15 protein-coding genes are annotated in these 15,140 nt (G+C 40.0%); 12 read left to right on the forward strand and 3 right to left on the reverse strand.

The window, feature by feature from the left end; all coding sequences use genetic code 11:
• Positions 1-53: 53 nt before the first annotated feature.
• The 5 genes from G3O08_RS07730 to G3O08_RS07750 are packed head-to-tail and all read left to right on the forward strand — an operon-like array spanning position 54 to position 4,986.
• Complete coding sequence (locus G3O08_RS07730) at positions 54-647, forward strand: DUF4129 domain-containing protein (protein WP_163284557.1); 594 nt, start codon at positions 54-56, stop codon at positions 645-647.
• The gene (locus tag G3O08_RS07735; protein ID WP_163284559.1) at positions 634-1,869 is read left to right on the forward strand and encodes a DUF4350 domain-containing protein; all 1,236 of its coding nucleotides are present in this window, start codon (positions 634-636) and stop codon (positions 1,867-1,869) included. The genes G3O08_RS07730 and G3O08_RS07735 overlap by 14 nt, the downstream gene beginning before the upstream one ends.
• On the forward strand, positions 1,860-2,954 hold the full coding sequence (locus G3O08_RS07740; protein ID WP_163284561.1) for an AAA family ATPase: 1,095 nt from the start codon (positions 1,860-1,862) through the stop codon (positions 2,952-2,954). Before G3O08_RS07735 ends, G3O08_RS07740 begins: the two co-directional genes overlap by 10 nt.
• Positions 2,951-4,285: a DUF58 domain-containing protein gene (locus tag G3O08_RS07745; RefSeq protein WP_163284563.1), complete on the forward strand. Its 1,335-nt coding sequence runs from the start codon at positions 2,951-2,953 to the stop codon at positions 4,283-4,285. The genes G3O08_RS07740 and G3O08_RS07745 overlap by 4 nt, the downstream gene beginning before the upstream one ends.
• Positions 4,286-4,308: 23 nt before the next feature.
• A complete protein-coding gene (locus G3O08_RS07750; RefSeq protein ID WP_163284565.1) occupies positions 4,309-4,986 on the forward strand; it encodes a hypothetical protein in 678 nt (225 codons plus the stop codon).
• A 441-nt stretch (positions 4,987-5,427) separates the two neighbouring features.
• Here G3O08_RS07750 and G3O08_RS07755 read toward each other — a convergent pair whose 3' ends face one another.
• The 3 genes from G3O08_RS07755 to G3O08_RS07765 form a co-directional block, all read right to left on the reverse strand.
• Positions 5,428-6,972, reverse strand: coding sequence for an Rne/Rng family ribonuclease (locus G3O08_RS07755; RefSeq protein ID WP_163284567.1), 1,545 nt, complete (start codon positions 6,970-6,972; stop codon positions 5,428-5,430).
• A 195-nt stretch (positions 6,973-7,167) separates the two neighbouring features.
• A complete protein-coding gene (locus tag G3O08_RS07760; RefSeq protein ID WP_163284569.1) occupies positions 7,168-7,662 on the reverse strand; it encodes a tetratricopeptide repeat protein in 495 nt (164 codons plus the stop codon).
• A gap of 2 nt (positions 7,663-7,664) precedes the next feature.
• Positions 7,665-7,964 (reverse strand): HU family DNA-binding protein, encoded by a 300-nt coding sequence (locus tag G3O08_RS07765; RefSeq protein WP_163284571.1) that lies wholly within the window; start codon positions 7,962-7,964, stop codon positions 7,665-7,667.
• A gap of 132 nt (positions 7,965-8,096) precedes the next feature.
• Here G3O08_RS07765 and mutY point away from each other — a divergent pair, with 132 nt between their 5' ends.
• From mutY to G3O08_RS07800, 7 genes are all read left to right on the forward strand, one after another.
• The gene (gene mutY / locus G3O08_RS07770) at positions 8,097-9,149 is read left to right on the forward strand and encodes an A/G-specific adenine glycosylase (RefSeq protein WP_163284573.1); all 1,053 of its coding nucleotides are present in this window, start codon (positions 8,097-8,099) and stop codon (positions 9,147-9,149) included.
• A 48-nt stretch (positions 9,150-9,197) separates the two neighbouring features.
• Positions 9,198-9,641 (forward strand): single-stranded DNA-binding protein, encoded by a 444-nt coding sequence (locus G3O08_RS07775; RefSeq protein WP_163284575.1) that lies wholly within the window; start codon positions 9,198-9,200, stop codon positions 9,639-9,641.
• 28 nt (positions 9,642-9,669) lie between these two features.
• Positions 9,670-11,022 (forward strand): gliding motility-associated protein GldE, encoded by a 1,353-nt coding sequence (gene gldE, locus G3O08_RS07780; protein WP_204336810.1) that lies wholly within the window; start codon positions 9,670-9,672, stop codon positions 11,020-11,022.
• A gap of 275 nt (positions 11,023-11,297) precedes the next feature.
• Positions 11,298-12,245, forward strand: coding sequence for a hypothetical protein (locus G3O08_RS07785; RefSeq protein ID WP_163284577.1), 948 nt, complete (start codon positions 11,298-11,300; stop codon positions 12,243-12,245).
• Positions 12,246-12,254: 9 nt separating this feature from the next.
• Complete coding sequence (locus tag G3O08_RS07790; protein WP_163284579.1) at positions 12,255-13,055, forward strand: hypothetical protein; 801 nt, start codon at positions 12,255-12,257, stop codon at positions 13,053-13,055.
• 125 nt (positions 13,056-13,180) lie between these two features.
• Positions 13,181-14,638, forward strand: a complete 1,458-nt coding sequence (locus G3O08_RS07795) for a hypothetical protein (protein WP_163284581.1) — start codon at positions 13,181-13,183, stop codon at positions 14,636-14,638.
• A complete protein-coding gene (locus G3O08_RS07800; RefSeq protein WP_163284583.1) occupies positions 14,598-15,077 on the forward strand; it encodes a hypothetical protein in 480 nt (159 codons plus the stop codon). Before G3O08_RS07795 ends, G3O08_RS07800 begins: the two co-directional genes overlap by 41 nt.
• Positions 15,078-15,140: the final 63 nt, after the last annotated feature.

Below are 15,140 nucleotides of genomic sequence, written 5' to 3' on the forward strand. Positions count from 1 at the left end.
CTTTTGCCATTCATAATTTCGCTACATGCTGCGGAAGCAAAATTCTGCTGAACATGAAACTCGATCCCGAAAAATGGGACGACCTACGTAAAGGACTGGATTACAATGAGGCACCCGTGCAACAATCCGATCAGCTCAACGCACCACCGGTTGCTCCGTTGGGACTTGGCGTATGGGCAGAAATGCTCAAAATTACCGGGTTAATTCTTTTGGTAATCATTTTAATCGTTTTGATTGTAAAACTGATTTTGAAAACCAAAGCCCCGAAAAAGTCTGATAAAAAAGATCAAAGCATCTCAAGTCCGAATGAAAAAATACCCACCGCCCTTTCGCCGCTTGAATTGCTTTGGGATCATTTTCAAAAGGCCAAAGAAGTCGGCGATTACAGAGAGTGTCTGCGTATTTTATACCAGATTTCGCTTAAAAAATTAGGAGAAAACGGATGGGTAAAAACCAAGGTCGATAAAACCAATAGAGAATATTTAGATGAAATTGAAACAGGGTCAATTGCAAATGATTTTGCCCACCTCACCCTTATTCACGAGTATAGCTGGTATGGCGATACAACGGTAAAGGCTTCCGAGTTTCAAGCCTACGAGCCGCAGTTTATAAACTTCATAAACAACGAAGGCCTTGAGAAGAGATAGCAGCGCCCCTCTCGCATTCGGTATTATAGCCGTAGTAGTCGCATTGATCGCTTTACTGATTTACACTCAGGAAGATCGCTATAACTGGAATCCATCATTTCAGCAAGACGGCGTAAACCCATATGACTTAAGCCTTTTTAAGAAAACTGTTGCCGCGTCGTACCTGCCCGCCAACTTCCACGAAATAAAAAACCTCTATTCAGATTCTACATTTCTGGAGCTACAAAACGGCTTGGTGGTGTCTATTGACCCTTATTTTGAAATCGATTCAATAGAAATCTCTAAACTTCTGGAAACCGCACGCAATGGAAACCAAGTTTTTATCAGCACCATAAAACCGGCAAAAATGCTGGAAGCTTTGCGTCCGTCGTGCGTTACCGAGAATTTTAATTCAGCGAATGAAAAGCGTGCGAAAACTATTCTTCCCAGCGTAAATGGCGAAGAGAAAAGTCCCGGTATTTCTTATATGATCAGAGAAGATAAGGAGCGATTTGCATGGACATATTTTGATTTTGAAAACTGTCCCGACGAAGAATTTGAAATCCTTGGATCTTTTGAGGCAATTGGAGAAAATTACACCAATTTTGTAAAATTTGATTATGGCGATGGAGCGATTTATCTGCATACCACGCCTCTAATTTTCACCAATTTCCACTTCAAAAATAAGGATGTCTTCGCACATAGCCAAAATATTTTTGATCTTATTCCACATCAAAAAATGTTTTATCTCGACCCGGAATACTCAGAGCCTGATTACAGCAAAAAACCTCCGGTTTCAGAGAGTCCATTGCGCTTTATCCTTTCAAACCCACCGCTTAAATGGGCATGGTATCTCATTATTGCGCTTACAATCATTTACGTTTTTAACGCCGTTCGCCGCTCTCAAAAGTCCATTCCGGTTTTTACCCTTCCCGAAAATGAAACAGCCAATTACCTCGACGTGGTGTCCCGGCTTTATCAAAAAGAAGGAAACCACAAGCACATCATCGGCATTCAGGAAAAATTGCTTAAGCGGCATTTGCGAAACAAGTACAGGCTTCATTTCAACAATCCTGATCAAGGTTTTTACATTGATGCGGCACAGCGTTTACAAATGACTCCAGAGTACCTCAAGCAAACACTGGTCATGCTTGAGCGCGCAAAAAATAACAGTACCTTGAGCGATGAAGAGTTCAAGAATATTATAGATCAAATCAAAGAATTTTATCAGAAATGTCCTTAGAAAACGAAGAGAATAAAACACCGAAGCCGGAATCTGAAACCATTGAAAATCAGCCGATAAATACAAATATTGAAACAGATGAATCTATCGGCACGGTTGATACTGAAAAGTTTAGTCCTCCCGATTCCCTATCGGCGGAAGCCATAGAAATCCGCGAATCAATCCAGAAAATAAAAGCAGAGATTGGAAAAGTGATTATTGGTCAGACCGAAACCATTGAGCTGATGATAGCCGCCATGATTACAAACGGCCACGTGCTGCTTGAGGGCGTTCCTGGAATTGCCAAAACGCTCATGTCCAAACTATTGGCTCGCTGCATTGCCGCTGATTTTACCCGGATTCAATTCACGCCCGATTTGATGCCTACCGATATTGTAGGAACGACGATTTTTGATATGAAACGCTCTGAATTTTACTTCAAAAAAGGGCCTATTTTCAGCAATGTGGTGCTTATTGACGAGATAAACCGAGCCCCTGCAAAAACCCAGGCTGCCCTAATGGAAGTTATGGAAGAAGAGCAGGTTACCATTGATGGCGAAACGTATAAAATGCCTCCACCATTCTTTGTGGTTGCAACGCAAAACCCTGTAGAGCAAGAGGGCACCTACAAACTTCCCGAAGCGCAGCTCGATAGGTTTATGTTTAAACTTATCGCCGTGTATCCCGATGTAAACGAAGAGGAGGCCATGTTAAAACGCTTTAGCACTGATTTTTATGGCGAACACGAAAGCCATGTAGTCCCTGTAATCGATGCTGCCACGCTGGTGCGCTATCGAAAGACGGTAGAAGCCGTTTTTATTAAAGATGAGTTGCTCCGCTACATTGCTGAAATTGTTTCGCATACGCGAAATAACAGCGACTTATACCTGGGTGCATCGCCGCGAGCCTCTATAAATATTATGAAAGCCTCAAAAGCACTTGCACTATTGGCAGGTCGCGGCTTTGTAACACCCGATGATATTAAGCGGGCTGCATATCCTGTGCTCAACCACAGGCTTATACTTAGTTATGAGCGCGAAATTGAAGGCGTTTCTGTAAAGGAAATTGTGGAAGGTTTGCTGCGTAAAGTAGAAGTGCCGCGATGAATAAAGGATTTCTCTCGTCCTTCTTTTTTACTCCGCAGCTTTTTTCTTCAGTAGTTGCAGTGATATTGCTGTTTGCATTTGGCTTTAGCTTTCCTGTGCTTTTCCTTATTGCAAAACTGGCTCTCTTTCTCATAATCGCCACACTCATTGCCGACGCTATTTTACTTTACAGCAGTATTAAAAAACTTTTTGCCGACAGGAAAACAGGAAGAATTCTCGGACTTGGCGATCAATCAACCGTTCATTTGCGCATTGTCTATCGCGGCACCATACCCATTGACGCGCAGGTAATTGATGAACTACCTGTGCAACTTCAGGAGAGAAGCTTTAAAATCAAAACCCGGCTCAATCCGGGAATCAATAACCTTTCGTACTCCATAAAACCCATAAACAGGGGAGTTTACGCTTTTGGCAATTTAAATTTATTGGTAGAAAGCCCGATTCACTTTGTGCGCCGGAAAATAGTTCTTCCCATTGCTCAAGAAATTCCGGTATACCCCAGCATTGCGCAAATGCACGAACTCGAGCTGCTGGCCTTTAGCCGAATTTCGACACAACAAGGTGCGAAAAGGTACAAGCGCATTGGCCAAAGCTATGAATTTGAGCAAATTGCACCGTTCGTAGAGGGCGACGATTATCGAAATATAAACTGGAAAGCCACCGGAAAGACGCGTGAGCTTATGGTAAATCAATACCAGGAAGAGCGCAGCCAGAATATGTACTGCATCATCAGCAAAGGGCGTGCAATGAAAATGTCTTTTGGCAATATGTCTTATCTCGATTATGCCATTAACAGTAGTTTGGCGATAGCCAATGTAGCCCTTAAAAAGTACGACCGGGTAGGCCTTATTACCTTTTCAGATAAAATAGGTACTGCTCTCAGGGCTGAAAACCGCACCGGCCAGGTTCAAAAAGTTTTGGAATCGCTCTACCACGAAAAAGAGCGCGAGATGGAGCCGAGCTATGAATTGCTATACCGCTCTATTCAGCGCATTATCAAAAGCAGAAGCCTTTTATTGCTTTACGCCAATTTTGAAAATATAAATATGCTCGACAGAGCCTTGCCAATATTGCGCAAAATAAACAAATCGCATTTACTGGTTATGATTCTTTTTAAAGACGAAGAGCTAGAAATACGTGCAAAAAATACGGGCAGTTCGGTAACTGAAATCTATCAATCTACCTTAGCCACCCAGCACTTGAGTGAGAAACAGGAAATCTCATTAAAGTTGATTCGACACGGTATCCAAACTGTGGTAAGTACCCCGCGTGAACTATCGCTCGATGTAATAAATAAGTACCTTGAGCTTAAGTCTCGCGGAATCATCTAAATTAGACCACAAAAAAATAAGTTATGGAAATTGTAGATCAAAAGAGTAGGATTGAAAAAATCGGTGATACAGGTTATGAATTTCATTTCGAACAATACCTTTCTCAAGGTTGGGATCTTTTTCGCAAGGCTCCCATGCAATTGGTCTTATACACGCTTATCGTGCTGGGCGTATCGATTGTTATTGGTTTGATTCCAATTGTGGGAACTATAGGCGGAGTGATAGTAGGACCTGTCCTGATGGCTGGATATTATATTGGAATCAAAAAATTGGATGAAACGAATGCTGTGGAAATTGGAGATTTCTTTAAATCTTTTGATTATTGGCTTCAGCTCTTTCTGTATGAATTAGTAAGTGGTCTGCTCGTAGGTTTAGCTTTCTTGCTTCTTGTTTTGCCGGGTATATGGTTGGTGGTAGCCCTTAGTTTTGGTTCAGCATTTATTGTTTTCGCAAAGTTTGAATTTTGGGATTCTATCAAAACCAGTGCGGAAATCGTCAATAAAAAGTGGTTTAGTTTTTTCGGGTTAATAATTGTACTCGGTTTTATTAATCTTGTTGGTGCACTCTTTTTGGGCTTAGGTTTATTTATTACTATTCCATTTACATATGGAGTAATTTATTCATGTTATAAAGACATCGTGGGATTTGGTGCAACTCAAGAGCGCGATGTAATTGATCACCTTGTTGATGATAAGTTTTAATAGGCTTATTAATTCCCGGAACAATCAAGCACTAGAGAAAAATTTGGCCACGAGTGCTGCTCGAATGGCTTTTTTTTAATAGGGAGATTTAAAATCTGATTGACCATGATGAGGTGCATGAAAGGAATTAAATCACTTACTAATTCTATTTTATTCGTGCATTGGTGGCAATCTTATTCTTTTTTGCCACGCACTTAGCGCAGCGTTCTCACCGGAGGTAATGCACGAATGGCCCTTTTTTTAATATGAAGATTTAGAATCTGATTGACCATGATGATGTGCATGAAAGGAATTAAATCACTTACTAATTCTATTTTATTCGTGCATTAGTGGCAACCTTTTTCAACAAGTAAAGCGCAGTAAATCAGTGAAATCCTCCCAAAAAAAAAGCTCCGCAACATAAACATGTAGCGGAGCCCGATATTTTTTTAATTGCAAACCCTAATCGATAGGTTCGCCTTTTTCATTGAAAAATTTGAAGTTCAGGTATGAAGAATCCTGATCTTCCTGTACTTTGAGATTAACTTTATATTTCATGCTCCATCTTCTGCGTGTAGAGATGAGACCTGCCTTGAGATAAGCCGCAATAAAAGGATGGGTTTTAAGTACGATCCGTTTCGTTTTAAACTCTTCTACGATGTAGCGAAGATTATTTTCTATCTGATCTGTAATAAGTACAGATGCTTGAATAGATCCGGAACCCTCACAGCAAGGACATTTCTCTTCGGTAGAGATATCAGTTACCTCGCGCACACGTTGCCTGGTTATTTCTACAACCCCAAATCTGCTCGGAGGCAATACATTGTGCTTTGCTTTGTCGTCTTTAAGGCACTCACGTAGTTTTTCGTAGAGCTGCTTTTGATGACTTCGCTGACCCATATCAATAAAGTCAACTGCGATAATACCACCCATGTCGCGCAGGCGCAATACCCGAGCTATTTCCTCAGCGCACTCAAGGTTAGTTTCAAGGGCATTTTGTTCCTGCCCGCGTTCTCCACCTTTCCTACTTCCGCTATTTACGTCTATAACGTGCATAGCTTCTGTGTGCTCTATAATCAGATAAGCACCGCTTTTCAGGTTAACCTGTTTACCAAAGGCTGATTTAATTTGCCGGTTTACACCAAATGTTTCAAAGAGATCTTCTTTATTGTGAAGTTTCACAATATTCTCCTGTGTGGGCGCAACCTTTCTGAGGTAATCCTTAATTTCTTCAGCGATTTGATTGTCGTTTACATGTATGCTGGTAAAGCTGGCACTAAGCAAATCGCGGAGCACCGTAGATGTCTTATTCAACTCACCGAGCACGCGTTTCGGCGGCTTGGCAGTTTTCAAATTTTCGTGGATTTTTTTCCATCTATTGTGCAGGTCGCGGAGGTCGGCATCCAGTTCAGCCACCTTTTTATTTTCCGCAACGGTGCGTACTATCACGCCAAAATTCTTAGGCTTAATGCTTTGCAGCAGCCTTCTAAGACGTGTTCTTTCTTCTACGTTTTTAATACGTTGAGAAAGTGAAATTTTATCACCAAAAGGCACGAGTACTATGTACCGGCCTGCCAGGGTGATTTCGGATGTTAACCGAGGGCCTTTGGAAGATATGGGTTCTTTGGCAACCTGCACAAGAATGTGCTGGCTACCTGAAACCACATCGTTGATTTTACCGTTTTTATCTATGTCATCTTCAGTCGGAAATTTGGTCAGATCGGCAGATTCCTGCTTTCCGGCCAAAGTTCGCTTCACAAATTTATTCATCGACCGGTATTGAGGACCGAGATCGAGATAATGAAGAAAGGCATCTTTTTCGTAACCTACATCAACAAATGCTGCGTTGAGGCTGGGTATTACACGATGTACTTTACCAAGATACACATCGCCTACGGCGAAATCCTGGCTTCCTTTTTCTTTGTGAAGTTCCGTTAGGACTTTATCCTTCAGATAGGCAATATCAACTTCGTTGGCCTTGGCATTAATTACAAGCTCAAGATTCACGATAAATGTGTTAAGTACCTAAAACCACGAAACAGCCAATTGTGGGCTGTTTCACTAAAAAAATAGAAAATGCTTCTAAAGCTTATTTCTTTTTCTTGTGGCGATTCTTACGGAGTCGCTTTTTGCGCTTGTGCGTAGCCATTTTATGGCGTTTGCGTTTTTTACCGCTTGGCATAATTCGTTATTTAAATTTCGTTAATGTATATCCTGCTTTAACTTTTCCAGCATTTGTGCCACACCATTTATGACTACTGTATCGGTTTCCAGGGTTAAATATTTTTCGAGAAGCACAATAGCTTCTTCTTTATGATCAAGTTCCAATTCAGTTTGTGCCAACCAAAAATATGCCTGAGGATATTTTTGTTCAGAGTCAAACTCAATGACCTTCGAAAAACGAAAGGCCGCGTTCTCAATTTGGCGCGAAGTTAATGAAAATTGTGCAAGTTGCCAATGAACATCCACATTTGTTGAATCTTCTTCAAGAATTTCGCGCATCATGGCTATACCCTGCATAGGGTTTTCACCATTTTGAACCATGGCTGCGGCTTGTTGCAACTTTAAATTTACCGGGTTGATTTCGGCTTGCAACTGCTTTTCAGCAGGGATGCGTGGAGCCAAAACCAACCCGGTAATTAGGATAAGTGCACCCAAAACCAGAATAATCTGGGTCGTTCGGATACCGAATTTCATTCTTATTTTTTCTTACCAACTTTCACATTCTTCTTTACTTTCTCTACAAAAGTTTTTGAAGGCTTGAAAGCAGGAATATTGTGTGCTGGAATAACGATTGGTTCTTTGGCAGAAATATTTCGTCCAATTTTTTCTGCTCTTTCTTTTACAATGAAACTTCCGAAACCGCGTAGGTAAACATTGTCACCAGAAGTTAGTGATTTTTTTACTGAATTCATAAATGCTTCCACAGTGGTTTGCACTGCAACTTTCTCTATACCAGTTTGCTCGGCAATTTCGGAAACGATATCTGCTTTTGTCATAGTTTTTTAAGCTTAACGTGAATTTGTAATTATTTGATTTTTACGGTGCAAAGATATAGGTTTAAACCTATGTATAAAAGGCAATTTCGCTAAATTCGCCTTTTTAATCTATGAGTTATAGAGTCTTACACGATGGAATTAGATGAACGCTTGATTTTGTGGTACTTAGAAAATGGTAGAGATCTACCCTGGAGAAATACACGCAACCCTTATCAAATATGGCTATCAGAGATTATTTTGCAGCAAACACGTGTAGATCAGGGTATGGCTTATTACCTGAAGTTTATCGAAACATTTCCAAATGTTAAAGTTTTAGCAAAAGCCGACGAAGACACTGTTTTGAAAATGTGGCAGGGATTGGGCTACTACTCCCGAGCCCGAAACTTGCACGCTACGGCGAAATATATTGCCGACGAGCTGAATGGAAAATTCCCCAACACTTATAAGGATATCTTAGAGCTTAAAGGTGTGGGGCCTTATACCGCTGCTGCCATTTCAAGCTTTGCCTTTAAATTGCCACACGCAGTGGTAGATGGTAATGTGAGCAGGGTTCTATCGCGGGTATTTGATATAGGCACTCCTATTAATAGCAGCGAGGGACAAAAGGAATTTCAGCAAATTGCAGATGAATGCCTGAGCAAATCACAACCCGACATTTACAATCAGGCGATAATGGAATTGGGCGCTACGGTGTGCAAACCTTCCAATCCCGATTGCGAAAGATGCCCGCTGGCGTATAATTGCCTGAGTCGGCTCCGAAAAAACATCGCCGAAAGGCCGGTAAAACTAAAAGCCAAAAAGGCGGTCGTAAGACATATCGATTATGCTGTGTTGGAATCTGAAAACGATTTTATTTTCAAGAAACGAACCGGAAAAGATATTTGGCAGGGGTTACACGATTTTACATCAATAGAAGGTATGGAAGAACCGGTAGAAAAATATTTAACTAAACATGTAAAAGAAAATTTTCCAAACATTACCCTAAAATCGCTTCCGGCGCAGCCCGCCAAACAATACACACACCTACTTTCACATCAGCGCATCATAGCGCGTTTTTGGAATTACAAATTTTCTGGTAATTTAGATGAGAAATCCGTATATTTCAGCGTGGCAAAACAAGGGGTAGATTCAATTGCGGTTCCAAGGCTTATCCATAAATATCTTGAGGATATAGATTTGGTGTAATTGCCCTTAATTTTGCATTATATTTGCATTCTTTTTTTAAATGATATTATGGCAGGAGTTAACAAAGTAATTTTAATCGGAAATCTGGGTATCGACCCTGAAGTGAGAACGTTGGAAAGTGGCGTAAAAGTCTGTCGCTTAAGCCTTGCCACTTCAGAATCTTATACCAATAAAGAAGGAAACCGTGTAGAACAAACCGAGTGGCACAGCATAACTTTATGGAGACAACTTGCCGAAATAGCCGAAAAATATCTTACCAAAGGCAATAAAGTTTACATAGAGGGAAAATTGCGCACGCGGTCTTACAAAGATAAAGAAGGAGTAGAAAAATACTCAACCGAAATAGTGGCGGACAATATGCAAATGCTTGGAGGAAGCTCTTCCGGTGATTCATCTTCGGCAACGCGAAGCAATCCGCAAAGCCAGCCACAGCAGCAAGCTTCATCGGGAAACGCCGACTCTGATAATTCTGACGATGATCTACCCTTCTAATAAATTAGTGCGAACCAACTAAAGCCTATTGGAACCTCCCAGTTTTAACTTTGCAATAACCCTTCTTGCGGTTTTTAAGCCGCTAAGCATCGAAATAGGAATAGCGATTCTGGCATCGGTGATTTTACTGATTTGCTCTGCCCTCATTTCTGGTTCAGAAGTAGCCTATTTTTCTTTAAGCCCTACAGATATGGACGGCTTAGAGAATGAAAAATCGGGCTCTGCAGATAGAGCAATGGCGCTACTCCACCGACCGCACAGATTGCTTGCTACAATACTTATTGCCAACAATTTTGTAAACATTGCCATCGTAATTTTATCTTCCTTTATTCTTATTGGTGGGTTTAATTTTGATGCATATCCTCCTTGGGTCGCTGTGGCTATTCAGGTGGGCGTAGTTACCTTTTTGCTTCTCCTTTTGGGCGAGGTAATTCCAAAAGTATATGCCACTTCAAATGCCATGAGGCTAATTATGCTTATGGCTCTTCCGCTCACGGTTATGCTCAAAGTTTTTTATCCGATAAGTTCTCTACTTATTTCCAGCACCAATTTGATAAACAAACGGATTAAAAAACGTCAGAGCGATTACTCTGTAGATGAACTGGAGCACGCACTGGAGCTTACAAAAGATGAGCAAACTACTCCCGATGAAGAAAAAATCTTAAAAGGAATTGTACGTTTTGGAAATACGGATGTAAAGCAGATTATGAAACCGCGTACAGAGATGGTTTCGTTTGATTTTACCACATCTTACGCTGAACTGATGGACGAACTCCTTGATGAAGGATTTTCCCGTGTTCCTGTTTATAAAGAATCGCTTGATCAAGTGGTAGGAATTCTATATCTCAAAGATTTACTCCCCTATTCTGAAAGCACCGATTTAGACTGGCAAACCCTCTTACGTGCGCCTTACTTTGTTCCCGAAAACAAGAAGCTCGACGACCTGCTCAAGGAATTTCAATCTCGTAAAGTCCACATGGCTGTAGTGGTAGATGAGTATGGCGGCACATCTGGAATTGTAACCCTCGAAGATATTATTGAAGAAATTGTAGGTGATATTACTGATGAATTTGACGATGAAGATATTTTCTACTCAAAGCTCGACGAGCAGAATTACATTTTTGAAGGAAAGACGCCACTCGTAGATTTATATAAGATTCTGGATATTTCTGGCGAAAATTTTGAAGAAGCCAAAGGAGAATCTGATACTCTTGCCGGTTTTATGCTTGAATTATCGGGTCGACTTTTGGTGAAAAACGAAAAGGTGAATTTCGAGAATTATGTTCTAACGGTAGAAGCTGCCGACAAAAGACGGATTAAGCGTGTAAAGCTTACCTTGCTTCAAACCGAAGAAACGGAGGAAAAGGAGAAGAATAGGTAATTACAAGCTTCCTATTTCAAAAACTCATAAAAAAAAAAAAAAACGGTTTAATTGATTTTTAGTAGCATTAATTTTAATTTTTTTATACTGTTAGCACTTCAATAGTAAAATAATTATTCTACCTTGAGACGTTAAGTAGGATTACGTATTTTGGAAACAATGCGACGGTTCTTAAAGTAATTAAAAACTCTTTAACATTTCATTCTATAGGATATTTTAGTTCTCCATAAATAAATTATCCCAATTATATTGCCGCTCACTTTAACCTGATCGTCATGAAAAAAGTTTTCCTTTCCAGTATTATCCTGATTTTTCCCTTATTTCTATGCGCACAAACACCAGCTGAGCTTTACACCCAGGGTCAAGCTATATATTCCATAACAGGTGGTTATGGTATTGGAATAGATGTAGACCAACCGGATGCACGCCTGCACATCAACGATAAAAGCGAGGATAAAACAGCACTTCGTATTGATATGCAACGACATTTACTACCTAACGGTGGTGGTGGAAACACTTATGGGATCTCTTTATTTGCAATAGAGGCAAACAGCGTAGATGAGACTGGCACAAAAATACAAACTGTATTTACGGTAGATAAGTCAGGGAAGGTTAGTTCTGGTTTGGCGGCAACCCTTAATTCGGATCAGGTTTCTGTTCAGGGACCATTAACTGTATATCAAACCCAGAATTATTCTGTGGGGTTAGCAGTACCAACTTCAAGTCTTCAGCCTGAAATGAACTGGCGAGGACACGGTAATAAAAATTTCAGATTTCGAAATATAAACACCAACACGACGGTAATGACTTTAACGCAAAACGGTCGTGTTGGAATCAATACAGAGAACTTTTTTGATAACCATCAACTCTATGTTGAAGGTTCGATTTATATTAGTGAAAATACGGACGAAACGCATTCCTTATATATTGAAGGGACTTCGATTGCAGAAGAAATGTATGTTAAACTAAAAGCCGATTGGCCGGATTATGTATTTACAGATCATTATGAGTTGATGCCATTAAATGAACTTGGTAATTTTATTAATAAAAACGGACACCTACCTAAAATGCCTATAGCAGATAAGGTAAAAGAAGAAGGTCTAGCCACAGGAGAAACGATACGACTTCTTACTGAAAAAGTGGAGGAACTTACACTGTATCTCCTACAACAGCAGACCGAAATTGAGGAATTAAAAGCCAAATTGGCCAAATTGGCCAAATAAAATACGGTTATGAAATATTTAAATGAAATATTTAAATTTGGATTGGCGTGCTGTCTCATTCTTGGATTTTCTTCATGCAACCCTGATGACGATCAAGAAGCACCTTGTTGTGATGCTGCAAATCCCGCTTGCCCTAATTACGATCCCTGTACTTCAATCACCGAACCTACCGCTGATTTTGCAATGCAGGAAGGTGTGCTGACAAGTAATGGAATTATATTTGGGAGAGACGACTCTGTTTTTTATAAAGATGTAAGATATTCAGCTCTGCACGATAGCTCCATCTACACACATACATGGTCTCTCGGAGCAGAGGTAATATCCGATCCGGTTTTTTCACGCACGCACAATATTCCCGCCAATCAGAGACCAGTGTATATCACCGTGAGTCATGTAATTGAATTCCCGGTAGATTCGACCTGTTTTACGAACCTTACAGGACGTGATTCATTGGCGAGAACTTACTACTTAATCAAATACGTAAATGAACTAGCTGTCTATGGAAATTTTCGAGGTGTTTTTGAAAATGAAACCGATTCATTTGATTTTAGTTTCGGTCTCTACGATACCGAAGGCAATGATGCTTTGGTTTATGAGTCGAGTTCTATATTTATAGAAGTGAACTTTCACAATTTGGGAGAGACAACTCATTACGGACTTATTGGCGTGAACAGTATTGGGTATATGAATGGATCTGCTTCTGCCGACCCACGAGGCTTCATTTTACCTCAAGATTCTCCTGATGTTTACAAGATTGAATATAGATTATACCTAATTGACTTTGTAGTTAATGCCAGAAAACTCAACTAACCATGCCCCACACCAACCGAACTTCCTTATTATTATTGATTCTATTAATTAGCAATACTGATCTGTTTTCCCAATGTGAGAAGGAGATTTCAACAAATCCCCTCAACCCAGTTAATAATGAATTTATGAATCTAGCAAATGAGTGGTATGGAGCCAATGCACCATATAGCATAAATCCATACCTCAACGCATTTAACTGGTATCCTCCTGGGAATCTGCAATATCTAATAAATCTCGATGAAGGTTGGGAACATAATTTAGTGACATCAAGCACCCTGCCAATGAATAATCCTTTTGTCCAATCTGGTGATTACACTTTTATCCATGCCCAAAGTGCGATTACTAACAACCGAGATTTTCATTGGGAAGACGGTTGGGAATTATTATGGATGAATCTAGGTAAATATCCTAATGGCTCCAGTGCAGTGGGTCTAGCGTCAGGATCCGTTTTTGGTGAAAATAATATACTTCACAATCCAAACCCAACAAATATACCATATTTTGTGCTGTACAATAGATACAGAGGGGTACTTAGACTATTTGCAAATGTTTGGAAAAACAACTTGCAGCCGAATTATCAGGAAGTATTAATAGGCCTTCAATTTGATCAAATATCAATTACTACTGGAGTTTCAGGAATCTTAAGAAGTATTTTAAATTATGACACTCCTTTAGACCAAGTAACTTCTGGAATTGTCCACTGGTCTCCTCGCCTGCAACCTACTTCCTCTCCAAACTGGCTTGTTGCCGATTTTCAGATGGCTTTTGATCCATGTATTTGCATGCGCGAAACCAATTCAAGTCAAGCAGACTCAAACAATATTGCAACTCCAGGCAAATTACAATTCGTTTTCTCGACAATTCAAACTTTAAACATTGATTTACAGTCGCGAGGTATTTCTGTAGATCAGCCAATTACATCTGCAAGTTTAACCGAAGATTTTTTCAACATGTCTGAAGTTAATACTGACAATTACGAGCCAGGACAGCGGGTTTACACCAAAATGTCGGATATGCTTGAGGAATATCGGAAGCAGTTGATAAAGTACAAATCTGATCTTGCTGAATATAACTCATCAAATTCAAATAGGATCCTTCAAGCCATTCTAAGTAAAGTAGGCAAGCCACTTGTAGATCAAGGTGTCAGTTTTGCTGAAATTGACTTTATTGTGGATTCCGTAAAGACAGATTCAACAATGGCCGGCTTAACCTTAGAGGAGGTTAAGAAAGAAGTGGAAGAAGCAGAACGAAAGTTTAAACTCAAGAGTACAATTGCCCAAACGGGAGAAGATGCGCTAAATGGATTAATCAAAGGTATAGTAGGATTGGGATTTGATTATCTGAATATGGAACTTTTCCCAAAAAAAACCGCACCTGTAAAACCGACATCTCCAATTGCTACTTTCTCAGAAACATACTACAAGGGAACTATTGAAGATACGCAGATTCAAAATGGACCACAGCTAAATCAACCGGGGGGTGTAACTTTTACAGAGAAAGCCGAATTACCCTCTGACAATCAATTTGGTTGGGGCTACTATTATGACAGACTTATCACTATATTCACTTCCGGTTTACAATAAAGTCCTCGGACAAGTAGCACTATTGATGACACCGCATCCTTTAATTCATGTAGAGTTGGATGAATCTCCTTTACAAACTCAATTTCACGAAGTTTTGGGGTGTTGGGGGTATTATGAAACGAATTTTTCTAATACACTTAACTTACAAATCAGACTAGATGAGGCACTTGAAATTGCATTGAACAGAACCCTTGATTTCAAGTATGATAAAACCGAAACTTATGTAGGGATTGAAATTGAATTTTTTACCCCGAACTCTCCTATGCCGTCAGGAATTGAGAATCTTGAAAGTGAAATAACCAACTCAAACCAAAACGTATATTTGGTTAGTGATTATAATGACAATGGCACAAGGAAACAAATATACAATTCGTCATACCTTGTCAATACCAAATCTGGTAACGAGTCAAGTACGCAGAAATTAGTTGTAGAAAAGTAGATGTTTCTATAGAATGGAGGAAAACATATCGTTTCATTTTTAATACAGAAGAGCTCTGCTTAT

The sequence above is a fragment of the Cryomorpha ignava genome, from assembly GCF_010686655.1.
Lineage (GTDB): Bacteria > Bacteroidota > Bacteroidia > Flavobacteriales_D > Cryomorphaceae > Cryomorpha > Cryomorpha ignava.

Excerpts from the sequence above, each read along its gene's own strand:
- G3O08_RS07730 (WP_163284557.1), top strand. The coding sequence starts at position 54 with ATGAAACTCGATCCCGAAAAATGGGACGACCTACGTAAAGGACTGGAT.
- G3O08_RS07740 (WP_163284561.1), top strand. The coding sequence starts at position 1,860 with ATGTCCTTAGAAAACGAAGAGAATAAAACACCGAAGCCGGAATCTGAA.
- G3O08_RS07745 (WP_163284563.1), top strand. The coding sequence starts at position 2,951 with ATGAATAAAGGATTTCTCTCGTCCTTCTTTTTTACTCCGCAGCTTTTT.
- G3O08_RS07750 (WP_163284565.1), top strand. The coding sequence starts at position 4,309 with ATGGAAATTGTAGATCAAAAGAGTAGGATTGAAAAAATCGGTGATACA.
- G3O08_RS07760 (WP_163284569.1), bottom strand. The coding sequence starts at position 7,662 with ATGAAATTCGGTATCCGAACGACCCAGATTATTCTGGTTTTGGGTGCA.
- G3O08_RS07765 (WP_163284571.1), bottom strand. The coding sequence starts at position 7,964 with ATGACAAAAGCAGATATCGTTTCCGAAATTGCCGAGCAAACTGGTATA.
- mutY (WP_163284573.1), top strand. The coding sequence starts at position 8,097 with ATGGAATTAGATGAACGCTTGATTTTGTGGTACTTAGAAAATGGTAGA.
- G3O08_RS07775 (WP_163284575.1), top strand. The coding sequence starts at position 9,198 with ATGGCAGGAGTTAACAAAGTAATTTTAATCGGAAATCTGGGTATCGAC.
- G3O08_RS07785 (WP_163284577.1), top strand. The coding sequence starts at position 11,298 with ATGAAAAAAGTTTTCCTTTCCAGTATTATCCTGATTTTTCCCTTATTT.
- G3O08_RS07790 (WP_163284579.1), top strand. The coding sequence starts at position 12,255 with ATGAAATATTTAAATGAAATATTTAAATTTGGATTGGCGTGCTGTCTC.
- G3O08_RS07795 (WP_163284581.1), top strand. The coding sequence starts at position 13,181 with ATGAATCTAGCAAATGAGTGGTATGGAGCCAATGCACCATATAGCATA.
- G3O08_RS07800 (WP_163284583.1), top strand. The coding sequence starts at position 14,598 with ATGACAGACTTATCACTATATTCACTTCCGGTTTACAATAAAGTCCTC.